Genomic DNA, 19512 nt, shown 5'->3' on the forward strand with positions numbered 1-19512 from the left:
CTACGGCGCGGGGTGCGTGACGACCGGCACGGCGGAGCCTGCGGCATCCTTCTTGCGCTTGCGCGCCCGCCACCGCTCCGGCGACCCGGCGTCGGCTTCGCTGGGCTTGCGCCGTGCCCAGCGCGCGGGGGTGCTCTCCCCGTCCCAGACCTGCACCGCGCCCCACGCGACCGCGGTGATCGGCACGGCGAGGATCGCCCCGATGATGCCGCTGAGCACGGTGCCGATGGTCAGCGCGATCAGGATGACGAACGCGTGCAGCTTCATTGAGCGGCCCATGAGCACCGGCTGCAGGAAGTTGCCCTCGAGCTGGTTGACGAGCACGACGATGCCCACCACGATCAGCGCCACGACCCAGCCGTTGGCCACGAGCGCGACGAGGGCGGCGAGGATGCCGGCGACGGTCGCACCGACGATCGGGATGAACGCCAGCACGAACACCAGCACCGACAGCGGGAGCCACAGCGGCACCTGCAGGATCCACAGGCCGATGCCGATGCCGATCGCATCCACCGCGGCGACGGCCGCCGTGCCGCGCACGTACGACCCCAGCGTCGAGACCGTCTTGTCGCCGATGCGCACCGCGCGCTCGTAGTTCTCGCCGCGGAACGGCCGCAGCAGGAAGGCCCACATCTGCGGGCCGTCCTTGAGGAAGAAGAACAGCATCGTCACCAGGAGCACGAGGCCGGTGATGAAGTTCGCCACCGCGCCGACGCCCGCCAGCGCCCCCGAGCCGAACTGGGCACTGGTGACGAAGTCGGTGACGGTCCCGATCCATTCGTCGATCTGCGCCTGGTCGATGTTGAGGTTGAGGCTGGACACCCACGCCACGACGCTCTGGATGCCCTCTTCGGCCTGCCCGTACAGCGCGCTCCACTGATCGCGCACCGCCCAGACGATGAGCCACGTGATCCCGCCGAGCACCGCCACGATCGCCAGCAGCGTGATGAGGGTCGCCAGCACCGCCGGCACCCCGTGGCGCCGCATCCAGCTCATCACCGGCGCGAACGCCGAGGCGAGGATGAGTGCCAGCACGAGGGGGATCGTCACGACCGTGATCTGCTGGATGCCGAGGAAGACCGCGGCGGCGACCACGACGACGAGGATCAGCTGCAGCGCGCGGATCGACAGCTTTCCCATGCCGTCCGCCCACAGGCTCCACGGTGCCCGACCGGCGGCGAGATTGACCGACGAGCCGGGGTCAAGCCGCAGCGGTGCGTCGAGGCGGACGGAGCGTGGCTCGCGGTTGAACAGTCCCATCCCTCGACCGTAGCGGCCCGCCAGGGGGCGCGGAGGCGGGTTGACCGCATGCCCACCATGGCTTAGCAGGCGTGCGGATGCCGCGCTCTACTGCAGCACGTCGGCCAGATCGTATGCCGACCCCGTCTCAAGCTGCTCGAACGTGCAGGAAAGCGGGTCGCGGTCGGGCCGCCACCGCTCGAACTGCACGGTGTGGCGGAACCGCCACCCCTCCAGCTGGTCGTACCGCACCTCGAGCACCCGCTCGGGGCGCAGCCGGACGAATGACACGTCCTTCCCGCCCGAGAACCGGGACCGCTCCGTCTCACCGGTCACGGCGCCGCCGGCGGCATCCGTCTCCACGAGCGGTGCGAGTTCGTCGATGAGTTCGAGGCGCCGCCGGTCGCTGAACGCCGCCACGCCGCCCACGTTGTGCAGCTCGCCGTCCTGGCCGTACAGGCCGACCAGGAGCGACCCGACGCCCTGACCGCTCTTATGGATCCGGTACCCCAGTGCCACGACGTCTGCGGTGCGCGCGTGCTTGATCTTTAGCATGGTGCGCTTGCCGGGGGCATACGGCTGATCCAGGCCCTTGGCCACCACGCCGTCCAACCCCGCCCCCTCGAACTCGGCGAGCCAGCGCCGCGCCCGCGCGGCATCCTCGGTCGTGCGGGTCACATGCACCGGCGCGGGGAGCGATCCGAGCAGGTCCACCAGTTCCGCGCGGCGCTCGGCGAACGGCCGATCCTGCAGATCGCGGTCGCCGCGGGCGAGCAGGTCGAACGCGATGAACATCGCCGGGGTCTGTTGCGACAGCAGCGTGACCCGCGACGCGGCAGGGTGGATCCGCTGCGACAGCGTCGGCCAATCAAGGCGCTGCGCCCCCGGCTCACCGACCGCGACGACGATCTCCCCATCGACCAGGCACGGCTCCGGCAGCAGCCGCGCGAACGCGTCGACGAGTTCGGGGAAGTAGCGGGTCAGCGGCTTGGCGCCGCGCGAGCCGATCTCCACGTCGCTGCCGTCCCAGGCCACCAGGGCCCGGAATCCGTCCCACTTCGGCTCGAAGCTCAGCCCCTCCCGGTCGGGGATGTCGGGCACGGATTTGGCGAGCATGGGGGCGGGGATGTCGTACATGCGCACCATCCTGCCGGTCGCACCGGCCGGGCGGGAGGGGTGGGCCGTCCACTCGCAACCGGGGGGCGAGCGAGGCATACTCGGGAGTATGCGCCCGGTCTTCGAATTTCTTGCCGCGCAACCCGTCCTCACCGCTTTCCTCCTCGTCGGACTGGGATCGGCGGTCGGTCGCATCCGCATCGCGGGCGTCTCGCTCGGCGCGATCGGGGTGCTGTTCGGCGCGATGGCGCTGACCGCCTGGGGTGTCGCGCTGGGCGTCCCGATCGAACTGCCGGCGACGATCGGCGACACCGGTCTGGTGCTGTTCGCATTCTGTGTCGGGCTCATCGCCGGCCCCGGGTTCGGCCATGCCCTGCGCACCGCGTATCCGCTGCTGCTCGCGGTGACCGGTTGCCTCGTGGTCGCCGCGGCCGCCGCCTTCTTCGTGGGGCGGGCCATGGGCGTGTCCCCCATGACCATCGCCGGCACCTTCGCCGGGGCGCTGACGAACACCCCCGCGCTCGCCGCCACCGGCGGCAGTCCGGAGGCGACCGTCGGCTACGCCAGCGCGTACGTGTTCGGCGTCGTCGGGGCGATGGTCGCGGTGGGACTGGCGCTGCGCCATCGTGCGTCCGACACCGACGCGCAGCCGCCGCTGATCGACAAGGCCGTGCACATCGACACCACCGAACGCCCGACGGCCGCCACGCTCAGCCATCGCCACGGCGGCCGCGTCACCTTCTCCCGGCTGATGCCCGAGGAAGGCGGCGAGATGGCGACCGTCGGTCCCGACACCGTCCTGCCACCGGGCGGCGTGGTCAACGTGGTGGGACCGCGCGATGTCGTGGAGGCCGTGACCGCGGAGCTCGGCCACACCTCCTCGATCGACATCGTGCAGGACCGCAGGCAACTGGACTACCGGCGCATGATCCTGTCGAACCCGAAGCTCGCCGGTCGCGCGATCGCGAGTCTCGGGCTGCGTGAGCGGTACGGCGCCACGATCGCGCGGGTGCGCCGTGGCGACGTCGAGTTCGTCGGCACCGGCGACGTGGTCCTGCAGCTGGGCGACCGGCTGCGGGTCGTGGGCCCCCGCGACGCGATGGGCGCCCTGACGGAGCTGATCGGCGACTCCGAGCGGGGTGTCGCCGACATCAACCCCTTCGCGCTCGGAGTGGGGATCGCCGCCGGGCTCGGGCTCGGCGCCATCCAGGTGCCGCTCCCCGGCGGCGGCACGTTCGCGCTGGGCGCGGCGGCCGGCGCCCTCATCATGGGCCTCATCTTCGGCCGGGTCCGCCGCATCGGCCCGATCTCCACGACGCTGCCCACGACGGCGGCCAACGTGCTGTCCGAACTCGGGCTGGTGCTGTTCCTCGCCTTCGCGGGCACCAAGGCGGGTTCGCTCATCGTCTCGGCGATCGTTTCGGGGGAGATCCTGTCGCTGCTGCTGCTCGGATTCGTGATCACCACGATCGTCGTGGCGGGCACCTTCCTCGTCGCGCGGTACGCGTTCCGCACCGGCGGCACGCGGCTGGCCGGTGTCGTCTCCGGCGTGCAGACCAACCCGGCCCTGCTCGCCTTCGCGAACACCCGCACCGGATACGACGTGCGCGTCGCGTTGGCCTACAGCCTGGTGTACCCCGCCGCGATGGTGGTGAAGATCCTGCTCGCGCAGGTGCTGGTCACCCTCTGACCCGCCCGCGAACCCGTGAGACCACAGCTGGTCGCCGAGCCAGTGGGAACTTCCCAGGGTCTCGGCGACCAGGTGTCGTTTCACCGGGAAAGTGAGGCGACCTGCGGGGGAAGTGAGGCGACCCCAGGGTCAGCGGGGGAGGGCGGTGCGCACGCGGCGGGCGACCTCGGCGGCCGGCATCCGCTTGGGGAACACCGCGACCACGACGTCGTCGTCGGCGGGGTCGCTGGACTGCGCCACCCCGAACCGCCGCAGCACGTCGTCCAGGGCCGCGCGCAGCACCGACACCGGCACGCGCTTGGGACCGCGCAGCAGCTGCCGCAGCACGTGGTTGTGCACCGCGGTCACCAGCGCCGCGAAGCCGACGGCATCCAGCGGATCCAGATCCGGCATGGCGCTGCGCAGGTACTCATCGAACAGGCGCTCGTACCGGAACACCATGACGATCTCCCGGTCCCGCAGCGCCGGCACCTGGCGGACCACGACGTAGCGGCGGCGGGCGAGCACGGGGTCCGCGGCGAAGTGACGGTACGCCAGGACGGATGCCTCGCACACCGCCTGCCACGGGTCGGCGTGCTCCCGCTCGAGGAACTCCCGCAGCCGTTCCAGCAGCAGTTCGTGGTCGGCGAAGACGACGTCGTCCTTGCCGCCGAACTGGCGGAAGAACGTCGACCGCGACACCCCGGCCGCCTGCGCGATCTGCTCCACCGAGGTCGCCTCGAACCCCTGCGAGGCGAACAAGTCCAGCGCTGCGGCGATCACGGCGGTGCGCGCTGCGGTGGTGTCGTTCATGTCAACGGAGCCTAGTGTGCCGCGTGTCAAGCGGTTGAGTCCACATCCTCGGTGGCCCTTGAGTGGGGAGATGACCTCACTGTGGATGCAGCAACCCCGTTCCGTCGCGGGTACCCCCTTCGAGCCGGACGCACACCACGACGTCGTGATCGTGGGGGCGGGGCTGACCGGACTGTGCACCGCGGTGCTGCTGGCCGTCGACGGCTTCGACGTGTGCGTGCTCGAAGCAGGCGACATCGCGGCCGGGGCCAGCGGCAACAACACCGGCAAGGTGTCGCTGCTGCAGGGCAGCACGCTCTCGACGATGCGCGCGCACCATCCGGCGTCGCTCGTCCGCGCCTACGTCGAGGCCAACCGGGCCGGTCAGCAGTGGCTGCTGGCTTTCGCGGATGCCGCGGGGATCGACCGCACGACGCACACCGCCTACTCCTACGCGCAGACAGTCGACGGCGCCGACACGGTCGACGCGGAACACGCCGCCGCCCGGGAGGCGGGGCTCGACGTGCGCATCGCGGGGGCCGCCGAGACCGCTGATCTGCCGTTTCCGCTGACCCGCGCGGTCGCCCTGGACGACCAGACTGCGCTGGATCCCGCCGCCGTCACCACGGCGCTGGCGGCGGCGTTCGTCGCCGCGGGCGGGGTGCTGCACACCGGTGTGCGCGTCACCGGGCTCTCGGTGGTGCCGCACCCGACGCTGCGGACCACGGCGGGGCCGATGGCAGCCGAGAACATCGTGCTGGCCACCGGCACCCCGATCGTGGATCGCGGCCTGACCTTCGCGAAGGTGTCCGGGAGCCGGTCGTACTGCGTCTCGTTCCAGACCCCCACCCCGGTGCCCGAAGGGCTGTTCCTCTCGGTCGACGGCCCCACCCGGTCGCTGCGCCCCGTCCACGACGGCGGATCCCGCCTCATCGTCGGCGGCAACGGGCATCCCGTCGGTCGGGCCGACTCCGAGCGCCAGCGGGTGGAGGAGCTGATCGTCTGGACGCAGGAGCACTTCGCCGGGGCCGAACCCACCCACCGCTGGTCGGCGCAGGACTACACCTCACACAACCTCGTCCCCTTCGTGGGGGTGCTGCCACGGAGCCTGAGCCGCGTGCGGTTCGCCACCGGCTACGCCAAGTGGGGACTCACCAACGCCCCGTGGGCAGCGCTGCGCCTCGCGGCGGAGATCCGCGGGCAGGCGCGGGAAGAGCTGCCGCAGTGGATGGCGCAGATCGGCACCCGACTGACGATGCCCGGCGACCTGGCGCGCGGCGCCGTGGAGAACGCGAAGGTCGCCGGTGCCGCGGCCGGGGGCTGGTTCGGTGCGGAGCGCCGGGCGGTGCCGGTGCCGCAGCCGGCCGAGGGGCAGGGCGTCGTCGCCCAGCAGGGCGGACGGCCGGTGGGCGTATCAACGGTCGACGGCCGCACCCGTGCCGTCAGCGCCGTCTGCCCTCACATGGGCGGGGTGCTGAAATGGAACGACGCCGAGTGCAGCTGGGACTGCCCGCTGCACGCGTCGAGGTTCGCCGCCGACGGCACCCGGCTGGAGGGCCCCGCCAGCCGGGACCTACATGCACTGCCGCGCCGCACCGGCAGTCGCTGACCTACCGCGCAAGCCGGGGCAAAGGCTCCCCGAGCGCGGGTAGTAGGCTGTGGGACTGTCGATCTCTCGATATCGAGATTGTTTGCGACACCCAAACCCACCGTCGCCCAGCGAAGGATTGCACGTGGATCTGTACGAGTACCAGGCACGAGACCTTTTCGAGAAGTACGAGGTGCCGGTTCTCGCCGGCATCGTCGCCGACACCCCCGAGGAGGTGCGGGCAGCAGCCGAGAAGATCGGCGGAGTCGTCGTCGTCAAGGCGCAGGTCAAGGCCGGCGGCCGCGGCAAGGCCGGCGGCGTGAAGGTCGCCAAGACCCCCGACGAGGCATACGAAGCGGCCAAGGGCATCTTCGGCCTCGACATCAAGGGCCACATCGTCAAGCGCGTCATGGTCGCGCAGGGCGCCCGCATCGACAAGGAGTACTACTTCTCGGTGCTGCTGGACCGCGCGAACCGCTCCTACCTGAGCCTGTGCTCGGTCGAGGGCGGCATGGAGATCGAAGAGCTCGCCGTCGAGCGTCCCGAGGCGCTCGCGCGCATCGAGGTCAACCCCGCCACCGGCATCGACAAGGCCAAGGCCGTCGAGATCGCGCAGGCCGCGGGCTTCGCCCCCGAGCTCGTCGAGGCCGTCAGTGACGTGTTCGTCAAGCTCTACGCCGTCTACAAGGGTGAGGATGCCACGCTCGTCGAGGTCAACCCGCTCGTGCTGACCGAGGAGGGTGACATCGTCGCCCTCGACGGCAAGGTGTCCCTCGATGAGAACGCCGACTTCCGCCACCCCGGCCACGCGCTGCTGGAGGACAAGTCCGCCGCAGACCCGCTGGAGGCCAAGGCCAAGGCGAACGACCTGAACTACGTCAAACTCGACGGTGAGGTGGGCGTCATCGGCAACGGTGCGGGCCTGGTCATGTCGACGCTGGACGTCGTCGCCTACGCCGGCGAGAACCACGGCGGCGTCAAGCCCGCCAACTTCCTCGACATCGGCGGCGGCGCCTCGGCCGAGGTCATGGCCGCCGGCCTGGACGTCATCCTCGGCGACCCGCAGGTCAAGAGCGTGTTCGTCAACGTCTTCGGCGGCATCACCGCCTGCGACGCCGTTGCCAAGGGCATCGTCGGCGCACTCGCCGCGCTGGGCTCCAGCGCCTCCAAGCCGCTCGTGGTGCGCCTGGACGGCAACAAGGTCGAAGAGGGCCGCGCGATCCTGCGCGATGCCGCTCACCCGCTCGTCACCCTGGCCGACACGATGGACTCCGGCGCCGACAAGGCCGCCGAGCTCGCCAACGCCTGAGATCCGAAAAGGAAACTGATATGTCGATCTTCCTCAACAAGGACTCCAAGGTCATCGTCCAGGGCATCACCGGCGGCGAGGGCACCAAGCACACCGCTCTCATGCTCAAGGCCGGCACCCAGGTCGTCGGCGGCGTGAACGCCCGCAAGGCCGGCACCACGGTGCTGCACCACGCGGCCGACGGCTCGCCCGTCGAGCTGCCCGTCTTCGGCTCCGTCGCCGAGGCGATCGAGAAGACCGGTGCCGACGTGTCGATCGCGTTCGTGCCCCCGGCCTTCACGAAGGACGCGATGGTCGAGGCCATCGACGCCGAGATCCCGCTCCTGGTCGTCATCACCGAGGGCGTCCCCGTCGGCGACACCGCCGAGGCGTGGGCGTACGCCCAGTCCAAGGGCAACACGACCCGCATCATCGGCCCGAACTGCCCCGGCATCATCACGCCCGGCGAGTCGCTGGTCGGCATCACGCCCGCCAACATCGCCGGCAAGGGACCCATCGGTCTCGTCTCGAAGTCGGGAACGCTGACCTACCAGATGATGTACGAGCTGCGCGAGATCGGTTTCTCCACGGCCATCGGCATCGGCGGCGACCCGGTCATCGGCACGACGCACATCGACGCCCTCGCCGCGTTCGAGGCCGACCCCGAAACCAAGGCCATCGTCATGATCGGTGAGATCGGTGGCGACGCCGAAGAGCGCGCAGCCGAGTACATCAAGGCCAACGTCACCAAGCCGGTCGTCGGCTACGTGGCCGGTTTCACCGCCCCCGAGGGCAAGACGATGGGCCACGCCGGCGCCATCGTGTCCGGCTCCGCCGGCACCGCGCAGGCCAAGAAGGAGGCCCTCGAGGCCGCCGGCGTCAAGGTCGGGAAGACCCCGTCCGAGACGGCAGACCTGATGCGCGAGATCATCGCCGCGCTGTAACGCGCCCGCGAACGACGAAGGGTGGATGCCGCGTGGCATCCACCCTTCGTCGTATCCGCCTCAGAGCGGCTGCGGTCCGCCGCGCCCGGGGCCGGGGGTGGCCTGCTCGGGCGGGCGCGTGAGTGCGGCGACCAGCTGTGAGTCGATCTCGGTGAACGCGTCGGCGACCGCGCGGGCCTGGTCCTTCAGCGCCGTGACCTCTTCGATCAGCTCGCGGCGGCGGTCATCCCACTTGCCGGCGAAGTCGTCGGTGGCATCGGCCAGCTCCCGCACCGGGATGGCGGCGGCCAGCGACTCGGAGTCGGCCTGGGCCGATTCCAGCCGGCGGACGATGGTGGCGAGGTTGGTGGAGACGCGCCCCACCTCGTCGACGTCGATCTGCAGTCGTCCCGACATGTCGTGACTTCCCTTCCTCAGTCGTGCGGCGCGGTGCCGATGGCACGCGCCAGTGCGTCGTAGTCGTCACGGAGGCCTTCGAACCGGGCGATGTCCGGGTCGCCGGCGATCATCAGCACGTCGCGGTCGTCCAGGCGCCACAGCCAGTGGGTGATCGCGGTGATCGCTCCGCTGTCGTCGGCGACGTGCCGGGTGGAGGTCAATCCGGGGCCCAGTCGTCCGCCCTCGAAGGACGTGATCTGCACGGGGCGCACCGTCGCGGCATCCTGCACGCCCAGCATCTGCTCCTCGGTGGCGTCGGTGAACCGGGGCATCTCGTAGATGCTCGCGATGCCCAGCGCCTCATGCGGGCGGGAGAAGTAGGCGAACCGGTGCTCGTGCTCGTCGGCGCCGCGGGCAAGGCCCTCGGCCGTGTCGGCCACCCACTGCCGCATCGCCTCGTCGTACCCGTACGCGGTGGCCAGCGCCCCGGCGAGGGTGTCGCGCCACTGCTCGAGGGTCGCGAACCCCTCCCACGGCCAGCTGTCGGGGACGTATACCCACAGATCGGGGTCGAAGTCGACCTGCAGAGTCATCGCTGTCCTTCGGGGTCGGGCCAGGTCACGGCATCCAGCATCGTCGTCACCAGCGTCGTGAGGGCGTCGGTGACGGGTTGGTACTCCGCGACGGGGAGCCCGGAGATCGAGGCGAACGCCACGAGGTAGGCATCGTGGCCCGGCACGCGCCAGACGTAGTCGATGCTGCGCAGCAGCACGACCGATTCGTCGCCGGCATCCGCAGGCGCCTGCTCGTCCCGGATGCTGCGGCGCGCGGGCCCGGCATCGGTGTGCACGCGCTCTCCCCCCGGCGGCAGCTGCGGATCGGCGGCCGGCACGTGGCTGAGGACGACGGAGGTCGACACCGGCACCTGCCAGGGGATCCCCATCGGCATGGCCGCGGCGAAGCCGCCCGCACCGCGGGCCTGGTCCAGCGCGCCGGCGAGGGTGCGCTCCAGCTCGTGCACGAACGGGCCGATGCTGTCGCGCGGCGCGTTCTCCCAGAAGCCGGCGAACGCGGCGCGTGCGGTGGCGGCGTTGTCGTCGCTGACGGGGAACAGCTGCCACGCGGGCGGGAGGATCATGCGGGGGCGCGGCAGGGTGGCCGTCCCGTCGGCGACGGCGCTCATCGGCGGGTCGGGCGGCGCAGTTCGACGATGTCGCGCACGTACTCGATCGTGCCGCGCACCCCGAAGACGATCATCGCGAGCAGGAACGCCCCCGCCGCGGGGAGCACGAGCCACAGCTGCGCACCGCCGTAGGCGACGGCGGCGACCAGGGTCGTCATGAGCCCGAGGCCGCTGATGACGCTCATGTCGAAGCGGGCGCCCCAGAAGTAGGCGGGGAACCGGGCCGGAAACGGCCAGGTGATGACCGTGAGGGCCAGCATCCCCAGCGCCGGAAGCCACAGCAGCCAGAACGGCGGCTGGAAGAGGGGGAAGCCGGCAGCGGTGCCGGTGATGCTGCCGTCCGCTTCGGAGGGGAGGGTCCCCTGGATCAGCCCGATGACGGCGATGAGGATGATCGGCAGCAGCCCGAACGCCACGATGGTCATGCCTGTCCAGAAGAACAGCCGATCGGCGAGGATCACCCGGGGGGTCTTTGCTGCGCCGCGCTTGGCGGCGGGCCTGGTCGTCCGCTTCACGGCGGGGGACGTGGTGGTTCGTGCGGTCACGCTACGACCCTACTTTCCACGTCGCGCTGTCCTTGACGCCCTGGTACCAGTCCGCGCCGGCATCCACCACGTCGCTCACGGGGTTGTCGGCCATGATGCGCTCGAACGCGTCGGCGACACCGGGGGCGACGCTGCCGAGGATCGTGTTGGGCATGGTGACGGCGGTACGGATGCCGAATGCGATCTTGATGCGCGCCATCTCTTCGCGGCCGATCTGCAGCAGCAGGTCGTCCAGCGGTCCACCCGCGCCGGCACGGGCGCTCTCGGCGACTCGGAGGAAGTGCGCGTTGAACACGCCCTTCGCGCCGGTGACCTCCCGGACCCACTGCACCGACGGCAACTGCACCGGCCCCAAGCTCAGCCCGTTCTTGCCGCGCAGCACGCCGTTGAAGCTGCCGGTGACCGAGCGCAGCGCCGAGGAGTTTCCCTGTGCGGCCAGCCGCGCGACGCGCGTGCCCTTGAGGGCGGTCATGACGCCGCCGATCGCGCGGGTCGCCACCGCGGCGACACCGAAGGTCGCCACCGTGATGAGGTCGATCGCGAAGTCGACCCACGAGATCTGGCCGGTCGAGGCGAGGATGAGGCTGAGCCCCGCCGTCAGCGCGGCCGCGGCCAGCGCGAACGGTGCCAGCACCGGCAGGAAGAAGCTCAGCACCGACAGCACCGTGGTCACCAGCTGCAGCACCTTGTGGATGGCCTTGAGGATCTCGGCGTTCTCGGCGACCCAGCCGGAGAAGTTGTCCCAGAGCCCATCGTTGAGCCCGTCGCCGTCCATCGCGTCGCGCATGCGGCCCGCGGCGGCCACGCCGGAGTCGCGCAGTCGTTCGATGATCTGCGCGAAGCGCGCCTGGGCGCCCGCCGCGGCGGAGGACTGTGCGCCCTGGCGCTGGGTCAGCAGCATCAGATGCCGGTTGAGGTCGACCGCTTCCATCGGGTCGGTCGTGCGCTGGCGCTGCTCGCGGTAGTGGTCGATCTCGCGGTTGTACCGGTCTTCGGATGCCGTCGCCTCGGCGTGCTCGCGCACGAGAGTCATCGCCTCGGTCTGCGCGGTCTGCAGGTCGGTGGCGAAGGAACTCAGCGCGGAGCCTGCCTCCCGGTAGCGGCCCTCGAGGGACTCCAGGCGCGTGGCGACCTGTCCGGCGTTCTCGGCGAGCTGGTCGAGGGCCTTGCTCTCGTGCTGGCTGGTGTCGGCGATGGCGGCGCGCAGGCCCGAGACCGCCTCGAGGATGGCATCCGCCGTCGCGGTGAACCGCGTGGCGCGGGAGGAGACGGTGTCGGGGCTCCCGGGGATGGGGGCGATCCGATCGGGCAGTTCGATGGACATCCGCGGCTCCTTCTGCTCTGGTGCGGGTTCAGCCTAGGGAAGGCGGGAACGCAGTCTCGATGGGCTGAACTCCCCATTGACGTTAACGTGGGGGCATGTCGTTGAATGGTGAGTACCTGCCCAGCACGTCCACGTGGGCCCGTACCCAGGCCGAGAAGTACGAAGCCTCCGGCGGGACGGAGGCCAATCTGCTGCAGGGTGTGCCGATCATCGTGCTGACCTCGGTCGGGGCGAAGACGGGCGGCCTGCGCAAGACGGCGCTGATGCGTGTGGAGCACGACGGCCGCTACGCGGTCGTCGCGTCCAAGGGCGGCCACCCGCAGCCGCCGGCGTGGTACTGGAACGTGCGCAAGAACCCGCGGGTGCGCCTGCAGGACGGCGCCGTGGCCCGTGACTACCTCGCCCGGGAGCTGGACGGGCAGGAGTACGCGCAGTGGTGGAAGCGTGCCGCTGCGGTGTGGCCGGCGTACGACGACTACCAGACCAAGACCGATCGTCGCATCGCGGTGTTCGTGCTGGAGCCCGTCGAGGACTGAGGGATCGCCTGATCCGCTCAGTCCTCGACGAAGCGGATCAGGCCAGCAGCATCTCGAGCGGGCCGCGGGCGAAGTACAGCACGAAGCCGAAGGCGACCACCCACAGCAGCCAGTGCACCTTCCGGGCGTTGCCGGACAGGGCGTTGACGACGACCCAGCTGATGAAGCCCGCGCCGATGCCGTTGGCGATCGAGTAGCTCAGCGGCATGACGGTCACGGTGAGGAAGACCGGCAGCAGCACGTTGAACTCGGAGAAGTCGATGTGCTTGATCTGCGCGAGCATCATGGCCCCGACCAGCACCAGCGCCGCAGCGGCGATGAAGCCGGGGACGAGGCCGGTGACGGGCGTCACGAACATCGCGAGCAGGAACAGCACACCGGTGACGACGTTCGCGAAACCCGTGCGGGCGCCTTCGCCGATGCCGGAGCCCGACTCGACGAACACCGTGGCCGACGATGACGAGGTCGCGCCGCCGACGACGGCGCCGACGCCCTCGACGATGAGCGCCGACTTGATGCGGGGGAAGTCGCCCTTCGCGTCGGCGAGATCGGCCTCCTTCGCAAGTCCCGTCATGGTGCCCATGGCGTCGAAGAAGTTGGTGAACACGAGCGTGAACACGAACATCAGCAGCGTCACGAAGCCGACCTTGCCGAAGTCGAAGCCGAAGTCCACGGCGCCGATGAGGCTGAGGTCGGGGAGCGCGAACAGGCCGGCCGAAAGGCCGAAGTCGGCGACCGGCGTGAAGATGTTGACGATTGCGGCCAGGACGGTGCCGGCGATGAGGGCGATGAGGATCGCGCCCCTCACCTTCAGCGCGATGAGGGCGCCGCCGATGAGCAGCGTGACCACGAACAGCAGCGTGTCGATCGAGGCGACCGAGCCGGCGATGCCGAGCTCGAGGGGCGTGCCCTCGGCCGGTCCGACGAAGCCGGCGTTGACGAACCCGATGAACGCGATGAACAGGCCGATGCCGACGGTGATCGCGAGCTTGAGCTGCACGGGCACGGCGTCGAAGATCATCTTCCGCAGGCCCGTCGCTGCCAGCAGCACGATGATCAGGCCGTTGATGATGGTGAGGGCCATCGCCTCGCCCCACGTCACCTGGCCGACGACCGAGAATGCGAGGAACGCGTTGATCCCGAGGCCCGCGGCGAACGCGAACGGCAGGCGGGTGACGATACCGAAGAGGATCGTCATGAACCCGGCCGTGAGGGCGGTGCTCGCCGCGACGGCGCCGGGGTCGAGGATGGTGCCGTTGACGTCGGCGGTGGACAGGATGATCGGGTTCAGGATCACGATGTAGGCCATCGTCACGAATGTGACGACACCGCCGCGGATCTCACCGCCGAGGGTGGAGCCGCGTTTGGTGATCTCGAAGAAACGGTCGAGGCCGTTGCGGGGTGTGGCGTCTGAGTGGGCAGGGGCGGGTGCGGGCGCAGTCATAGGGGGACCTCCTGCGGAAACATTACTGGTGCGACATGGGTGCGCCGGTGCGCCGGTGCAGCGCCTGCCCCGTGCGTAGGTAGGGTCGACAGCGCATGAATCGCCTCCTCGTCGCCCTCCTTGCCGCTTTCGACGCCGTTCTGGCCGTCGCCGTCGGGCTCGTCGCCGCGCTCGCGCCGCTCACCCTGCTGTGGATCTTCGGCTTCGGCGCCGACGCCTCCTGGGCTGGGCTGTGGCCCGCCGCCGGCCGGATCTGGCAGCTCGGGCACCTCGTGCCGCTCGCGGTGACCCTGCCTGAGGAGTTCACGGTGCCGGCCGGGATCGACCCCGCTGCGGCATCCTTCACCGTGTCGCTGGCACCCCTTGCCCTGGCCGTCTTCACCGCCGTGTTCGCCGCCCGCTCCGGCGCGCGGGCCGCCACCGCCGGCGCCTGGCTGACGGGGGTGCTGTCGAGCACCGTCGTGGTCGCCGTCGCGGCGGCGGGCGTCGCGATGACCACCGGCAACGACATCGCCGCCGTGCAGCTGTGGCAGGCGATCGGATTCCCGGTGCTCGTCTTCGCCCTGCCCGCCCTCGGCGGCGCGCTCGCGGTCGCCTGGCGCACCGGTGACGACGGCCTCGTCGACGCGGCGCACAGCGTGCTGGTCCGCCGCGGCGGCCTGTGGCCGGAGGTGCCGGGCCTCATCGCCCGTGGCACGACCATCGTCGTGGCGTCGCTGGTGGGCATCGGCGGGCTGGTCGTGGCGATCGCGGTCTTCGCCGGAGGCGCGCGGATGATCGCGCTGTTCCAGGCGGGCCAGGTCGACGCGCTCGGGGCGTCCGTGCTCACTCTCGCGGAACTGGCCTACCTGCCGACGTTCGTGATCTGGGCGATCTCGTTCGTCGCCGGCCCCGGCTTCGCGCTGGGACTGGACACCGTGGTCTCGCCCGTGGGCACCCATGTCGGCGTGCTCCCCGGCATCCCGGTGCTGGGCGCGATCCCGGAGTCGACGTCCCCGTGGCTGCTGCTGCTCGCGCTGCTGCCGGTCGCCGCCGGTGCGCTGGCCGGCTGGGTGACCCGGTCGCAGCTGGTGCGTCAGGCACGTACCGGGCCGGGCGGCCATGAGGCGATGGGTATCCGCGTTCTGGTCACCGTCGGCATCACCGTGGCCGCCGCCGGGGTCGCCGCGGTGTTCGCGGTCGTGGCATCCGGGGCGATCGGGCCGGGCGCCCTGGCCGTCGTCGGGCCGGCACCGGGGCCCTTGGCGCTCGCGGTGGGGGTGGAGACCGCGCTGGGCGCGGCGATCCTGCTGCTGTCGCCGCGCGGTCGCGATGCCGACGGCGACGCCGTGGCGCCCGTCGACCGTGTCGCGGACCACGCGGAGCACGCGGAGCACGCGGAGCACGCGGAGCACGCGGAGCACGCGGAGCCGGGGGCGCCCGGGGAGGGCGCCGCGCGGGCGCCGGTAGACTGACCGCGTGCTCACGGTCGCCGTCCTCATCTCGGGAGCCGGGTCGAACCTTCGGGCCCTGCTCGAGGCCGCGAGCGATCCCGCCTTTCCTGCGCGCGTGATCGTCGTCGGCGCCGACCGGGAAGCGTCCGGACTCGCCCACGCCGAGGAGTTCGGCATCCCGAGCTTCGTCATCCCCTGGGCCGGTGCGGCCCAGCGCGAAGCGTGGGGTGACGAGCTGCTGGCCCATCTGGAGGTCTGGAAGCCCGACCTCGTCGTGCTCAGCGGCCTGATGCGACTGCTTCCCCCCGCCGTCGTCGCGGCGTGGGCGCCGCGGCTGATCAACACCCACCCCGCCTACCTGCCGGAGTTCCCCGGCGCGCACGGTGTGCGCGACGCGCTGGCCGCCGGCGTCTCGCAGACCGGCGCCAGCGTCATCGTCGTCGACGACGGCGTCGACTCCGGTCCGATCCTCGCCCGGGAGCGCGTCAGCGTGCTGCCCGGCGACGACGAGAACACTCTTCACGACCGCATCAAGCCCGTCGAGCGGCGCCTGCTGATCGACGTCGTCCGTCGTATCGCCGTCGGCGAGCTGGATCTCGCCGCGGCATCCACCATCTGACCTACCCGGAGGAGCTCTCTATGGCCGGCCCGAGCCACGACCCGTCCCTGTACCGCAATCGCGACACCGTCCCGGTGCGCCGCGCGCTCGTCTCGGTGAGCGACAAGACCGACCTGCTGGTGCTCGCTGCGGCGCTCGCCGACGCCGGCGTCGAGATCGTCTCCACCGGATCCACGGCGGCCACCATCCGCGACGCCGGGTTCGCCGTGACCGACGTGGCATCCGTCACCGGATTCCCGGAGTCGCTCGACGGCAGGGTCAAGACGCTGCACCCGAGCGTGCACGCCGGGCTGCTCGCCGACCTGCGGCTGGCCGACCACGAGCGCCAGCTCGCCGACCTCGGCATCGAGCCGTTCGAGCTCGTCGTGGTGAACCTCTACCCGTTCGTCGAGACCGTCGCCTCCGGCGCGCCCGCCGAGGACGTCGTGGAGCAGATCGACATCGGTGGGCCCGCCATGGTGCGCGCCAGCGCCAAGAACTTCGCCAACGTCGCGATCGTCGTCTCCCCGGCGTCCTACCCCGCCGTGCTCGCAGCCATCGCCAAGGGCGGCACCTCGCTCGTGCAGCGTCGCGAGCTGGCCGCCCGGGCCTTCGCGCACACCGCCGCGTACGACCGCGCCGTGTCGACGTGGTTCGCGGAGGAGACCCTCGCCGCCGAGGGCGAGCTGCCCGAGCACCTGACGATCACGGCCGAGCGGCTGGAGACCCTCCGCTACGGCGAGAACTCGCACCAGCGCGCCGCACTGTACTCCCGCGCCGGCGGCCACGGCATCGCCCAGGCGACGCAGCTGCAGGGCAAGGAGATGTCGTACAACAACTACGTCGACGCCGACGCGGCCCTGCGCGCCGCGTTCGACCTGGTCAAGCCCGCCGTCGCGATCATCAAGCACGCCAACCCGTGCGGCATCGCCGTGGCCGCCCCGCAGGCGCTGGATCCCATCGCGTCGGCGCACCTGCGGGCGCACGAGTGCGACCCGGTGTCGGCGTTCGGCGGTGTGATCGCAGCAAACCGCACCGTGACGCTGAAGATGGCCGAGAACCTGCGCGACATCTTCACCGAGGTCATCGTCGCCCCCGACTTCGAGCCGGAGGCGCTGGAGGTGTTCCGGCTGAAGAAGAACCTGCGGGTGCTGAGGCTCCCCGTCGACTGGCGGCAGGAGCCGATGGACGTGCGGCTGGTCTCCGGTGGGCTGCTGCTGCAGGACGCCGACCGGTTCCCCGACGAGATCGAGTCGCTCGTCGACGGCTGGGAGCTCGTGGTGGGGGAGCGGCCCGCGGACGAGGACCTGTCGAACCTGTCCTTCGCGTGGAAGACGTGCCGCGCGGTGAAGTCCAACGCGATCGTGCTGGCCAAGGCCTCGGCGACGGTCGGGATCGGGATGGGGCAGGTCAACCGCGTCGATTCGTGCCGGCTGGCAGTCGAACGGGCGGGCGACCGTGCGGCAGGGTCGGTCGCGGCATCCGACGCGTTCTTCCCCTTCGCCGACGGGGTGCAGGTGCTGTTGGATGCCGGCGTTCGCACGATCATTCAGCCGGGTGGTTCGGTGCGCGACCAGGAGGTCATCGACGCCGTCCGCGCCGCGGGCGGGACGATGTACTTCACCGGCGAGCGTCACTTCTTCCACTGACCCCCGCCGCGCCGCCGCTGCCGAGTGAGTATTCGTGCTGCCGAGTGAGTATTCGCGGCGTCGAGTGAGTATTCGCGGCGTCGAGTGAGTATTCGTGCTGCCGGTCACGCGCTCGGGCGGCCGTACTGCTCGAGCCAGCGCAGCCACACCTCGCTGACCGTCGGGTAGGAGGGCACCGCGTGCCAGAGGCGGGCCAGCGGCACCTCGCCGACGATCGCGACGGTCGCCGCGTGTAGTAGCTCGGCGACGTCGGGGCCGACGAAGGTCGCCCCGATCAGCACGCCGCGGTCCTCGTCGACGATCGCGCGCGCCTGGCCGCGGTAGTCGTCGGCGTAGACCGAGGCGCCGGCGACGGATGCCAGGTCGTAGTCGAGCACGCGGATGCGCCGGCCCGCGTCGGTCGCCGCGCGTGCCGTGAGGCCGATCGACGCGATCTCCGGGTCGGTGAAGGTGACCTGCGGCACGTGGGCGTGGTCGGCGGTGGCGACGTGGGTGCCCCACGGCCGGTCATCGATGGCGGCACCGGCAGCGCGGGCGGCGATCGCGTCGCCGGCGGCACGGGCCTGGTACTTGCCCTGGTGGGTCAGCAGGGCGCGGCCGTTGACGTCCCCCACGGCGTAGAGCCAGTCCGTCCCCCGCACCAGCATCGTGTCGTCGACGTCGAGCCAGTCGCCGGGCGCCAGATCGACCGCCTCCAGCCCCAGGTCGGTGGTGCGCGGCATCCGTCCGGTCGCCACGAGCACCTTCTCGGCGTGGACACGGGTGCCGTCGGACAACTCCAGCGTCGCGCCGGTGGCGCCGCCGTTGTGGCCTGCTCCGGTGCCGCGGCGCCGTGCGCCGACGACGTCGACGCCGGTGCGGATGTCGACGCCCGATTCGGCGAGGGATGCCGCGACCAGCTCTGCTGCGAACGGCTCCGTCCCGCCGAGCAGCACCGATCGCACGAGCATCGTGACGGCGGTGCCGAAGTGTGCGTATGCCGTGGCCATCTCGGCGGCGACCACACCGCCGCCGACGATCGCGAGCGAGGTCGGCACGGTCTGAGCGCTCGTGGCGTCGCGGCTGGTCCACGGCTCGATCTCGCGCAGCCCCGGGACATCCGGCAGGAGCGCGGCCGATCCGGTCGCCACCGCGACGGCGTGGCGGGCGACGAGGTCGGTGCTGGTGCCCGCGGCATCCGTCACGCGCAGGCGGCGCGGCCCGGTGAAGGTGGCGTGGCCGCGGACGAGGTCGATGCCGGCGCTCTCGAGCCACTGCACCTGCCCCTCGTCGGACCAGTCGTGGGTGATCTCGTTGCGGCGGTGGAGCACCGCCGCAACGTCGATGTCGCCGGTGACCGCCTGCCGCGCGCCGTCGACGGCGCGCGCCGCGCGGACCGCGGCGGCGCTGCGCAACAGCGCCTTGGATGGCATGCATGCCCAGTAGGAGCATTCGCCGCCGACCAGTTCGGCCTCGACGATGACGGTGCGCAGCCCACCCTGTACCGTGCGGTCGGCGACGTTCTCGCCGACCGCTCCCGCCCCGATGACCACGACGTCGTACTCCCGCTCGCTCATGCCCCGCACGCTATCCCCCTCGCGGTGTCCCCCGCGAGGGTTGCGCCGACACCGCCGCGCCAGGACAGGAAAACTCACCGAGACAGGACGATTTCGGCTGATTCCTCCTGTGTCGGTGAGATCGCCTGTTCCCGGAACGACGGCGGGCGCGGGGCGCTCGGCAGCGCGAATACTCACTCGGCAGCGCGAATACTCACTCGCCACCGCGAATACTCACTCGGCACCACGAA

General features: G+C 71.1%; 18 protein-coding genes. 8 read left to right on the plus strand and 10 right to left on the minus strand.

Translation table 11 applies throughout. From position 1 onward, the window contains the following. Together NQ151_RS12750 and NQ151_RS12755 are read right to left on the minus strand one after the other, a co-directional pair. Positions 1–1260, minus strand: a complete 1260-nt coding sequence (locus NQ151_RS12750; RefSeq protein ID WP_257509249.1) for an AI-2E family transporter — start codon at positions 1258–1260, stop codon at positions 1–3. Between the two features lie 87 nt (positions 1261–1347). Continuing rightward, positions 1348–2376 carry an ATP-dependent DNA ligase gene (locus tag NQ151_RS12755; protein ID WP_257528324.1) on the minus strand — a complete coding sequence of 343 codons (1029 nt, stop codon included), beginning with the start codon at positions 2374–2376 and terminating at the stop codon, positions 1348–1350. Positions 2377–2464: 88 nt separating this feature from the next. Here NQ151_RS12755 and NQ151_RS12760 point away from each other — a divergent pair, with 88 nt between their 5' ends. Then, complete coding sequence (locus NQ151_RS12760) at positions 2465–4045, plus strand: aspartate:alanine exchanger family transporter (protein ID WP_257528325.1); 1581 nt, start codon at positions 2465–2467, stop codon at positions 4043–4045. Between the two features lie 129 nt (positions 4046–4174). Here NQ151_RS12760 and NQ151_RS12765 read toward each other — a convergent pair whose 3' ends face one another. Further along, positions 4175–4837: a TetR/AcrR family transcriptional regulator gene (locus NQ151_RS12765; protein ID WP_257509252.1), complete on the minus strand. Its 663-nt coding sequence runs from the start codon at positions 4835–4837 to the stop codon at positions 4175–4177. Between the two features lie 70 nt (positions 4838–4907). Between NQ151_RS12765 and NQ151_RS12770 the strand changes: the two genes are divergently transcribed. The 3 genes from NQ151_RS12770 to sucD all read left to right on the plus strand — a co-directional run bounded on the left by NQ151_RS12770 (position 4908) and on the right by sucD (position 8636). After that, on the plus strand, positions 4908–6425 hold the full coding sequence (locus tag NQ151_RS12770) for an FAD-dependent oxidoreductase (protein WP_257528326.1): 1518 nt from the start codon (positions 4908–4910) through the stop codon (positions 6423–6425). A gap of 124 nt (positions 6426–6549) precedes the next feature. After that, positions 6550–7713, plus strand: a complete 1164-nt coding sequence (gene sucC / locus NQ151_RS12775; protein WP_257528327.1) for an ADP-forming succinate--CoA ligase subunit beta — start codon at positions 6550–6552, stop codon at positions 7711–7713. A 20-nt stretch (positions 7714–7733) separates the two neighbouring features. Next, positions 7734–8636, plus strand: a complete 903-nt coding sequence (gene sucD, locus NQ151_RS12780; protein WP_257509255.1) for a succinate--CoA ligase subunit alpha — start codon at positions 7734–7736, stop codon at positions 8634–8636. Between the two features lie 60 nt (positions 8637–8696). Here the strand turns inward: sucD and NQ151_RS12785 are convergent, their stop codons facing one another. From NQ151_RS12785 to NQ151_RS12805, 5 genes are read right to left on the minus strand one after another with little or no spacing between them, the layout of a single operon-like run. Then, on the minus strand, positions 8697–9032 hold the full coding sequence (locus NQ151_RS12785) for a hypothetical protein (protein ID WP_257509256.1): 336 nt from the start codon (positions 9030–9032) through the stop codon (positions 8697–8699). 17 nt (positions 9033–9049) lie between these two features. Next, positions 9050–9607, minus strand: coding sequence for a hypothetical protein (locus NQ151_RS12790; protein WP_257528328.1), 558 nt, complete (start codon positions 9605–9607; stop codon positions 9050–9052). Beyond that, complete coding sequence (locus NQ151_RS12795; RefSeq protein ID WP_257528329.1) at positions 9604–10197, minus strand: hypothetical protein; 594 nt, start codon at positions 10195–10197, stop codon at positions 9604–9606. The genes NQ151_RS12790 and NQ151_RS12795 overlap by 4 nt, the downstream gene beginning before the upstream one ends. Then, positions 10194–10742, minus strand: a complete 549-nt coding sequence (locus tag NQ151_RS12800; protein ID WP_257528330.1) for a hypothetical protein — start codon at positions 10740–10742, stop codon at positions 10194–10196. Before NQ151_RS12800 ends, NQ151_RS12795 begins: the two co-directional genes overlap by 4 nt. A 1-nt stretch (position 10743) precedes the next feature. Continuing rightward, entirely contained in the window at positions 10744–12066 is a 1323-nt protein-coding gene (locus NQ151_RS12805; protein WP_257509260.1) for a putative T7SS-secreted protein, read from the minus strand. Between the two features lie 95 nt (positions 12067–12161). On the opposite strand from NQ151_RS12805, the gene NQ151_RS12810 reads away from it, so the two are divergent. Then, positions 12162–12602 carry a nitroreductase family deazaflavin-dependent oxidoreductase gene (locus NQ151_RS12810; RefSeq protein WP_257528331.1) on the plus strand — a complete coding sequence of 147 codons (441 nt, stop codon included), beginning with the start codon at positions 12162–12164 and terminating at the stop codon, positions 12600–12602. A gap of 37 nt (positions 12603–12639) precedes the next feature. Here the strand turns inward: NQ151_RS12810 and NQ151_RS12815 are convergent, their stop codons facing one another. Continuing rightward, positions 12640–14046 (minus strand): NCS2 family permease, encoded by a 1407-nt coding sequence (locus tag NQ151_RS12815; protein WP_257509262.1) that lies wholly within the window; start codon positions 14044–14046, stop codon positions 12640–12642. Positions 14047–14141: 95 nt separating this feature from the next. On the opposite strand from NQ151_RS12815, the gene NQ151_RS12820 reads away from it, so the two are divergent. The 3 genes from NQ151_RS12820 to purH are packed head-to-tail and all read left to right on the plus strand — an operon-like array spanning position 14142 to position 17726. After that, complete coding sequence (locus tag NQ151_RS12820) at positions 14142–15500, plus strand: cell division protein PerM (protein ID WP_257528332.1); 1359 nt, start codon at positions 14142–14144, stop codon at positions 15498–15500. Between the two features lie 4 nt (positions 15501–15504). Next, complete coding sequence (gene purN, locus NQ151_RS12825) at positions 15505–16098, plus strand: phosphoribosylglycinamide formyltransferase (protein ID WP_257528333.1); 594 nt, start codon at positions 15505–15507, stop codon at positions 16096–16098. A gap of 20 nt (positions 16099–16118) precedes the next feature. Further along, positions 16119–17726, plus strand: coding sequence for a bifunctional phosphoribosylaminoimidazolecarboxamide formyltransferase/IMP cyclohydrolase (gene purH / locus NQ151_RS12830; RefSeq protein WP_257528334.1), 1608 nt, complete (start codon positions 16119–16121; stop codon positions 17724–17726). 104 nt (positions 17727–17830) lie between these two features. On the opposite strand, the gene NQ151_RS12835 is transcribed toward purH, so the two are convergent. Next, entirely contained in the window at positions 17831–19282 is a 1452-nt protein-coding gene (locus tag NQ151_RS12835; RefSeq protein ID WP_257528335.1) for a dihydrolipoyl dehydrogenase family protein, read from the minus strand. Between the last annotated feature and the right edge of the window lie 230 nt (positions 19283–19512).

The organism is Microbacterium sp. zg-YB36 (genome assembly GCF_024623575.2).
Taxonomy (GTDB): domain Bacteria; phylum Actinomycetota; class Actinomycetes; order Actinomycetales; family Microbacteriaceae; genus Microbacterium.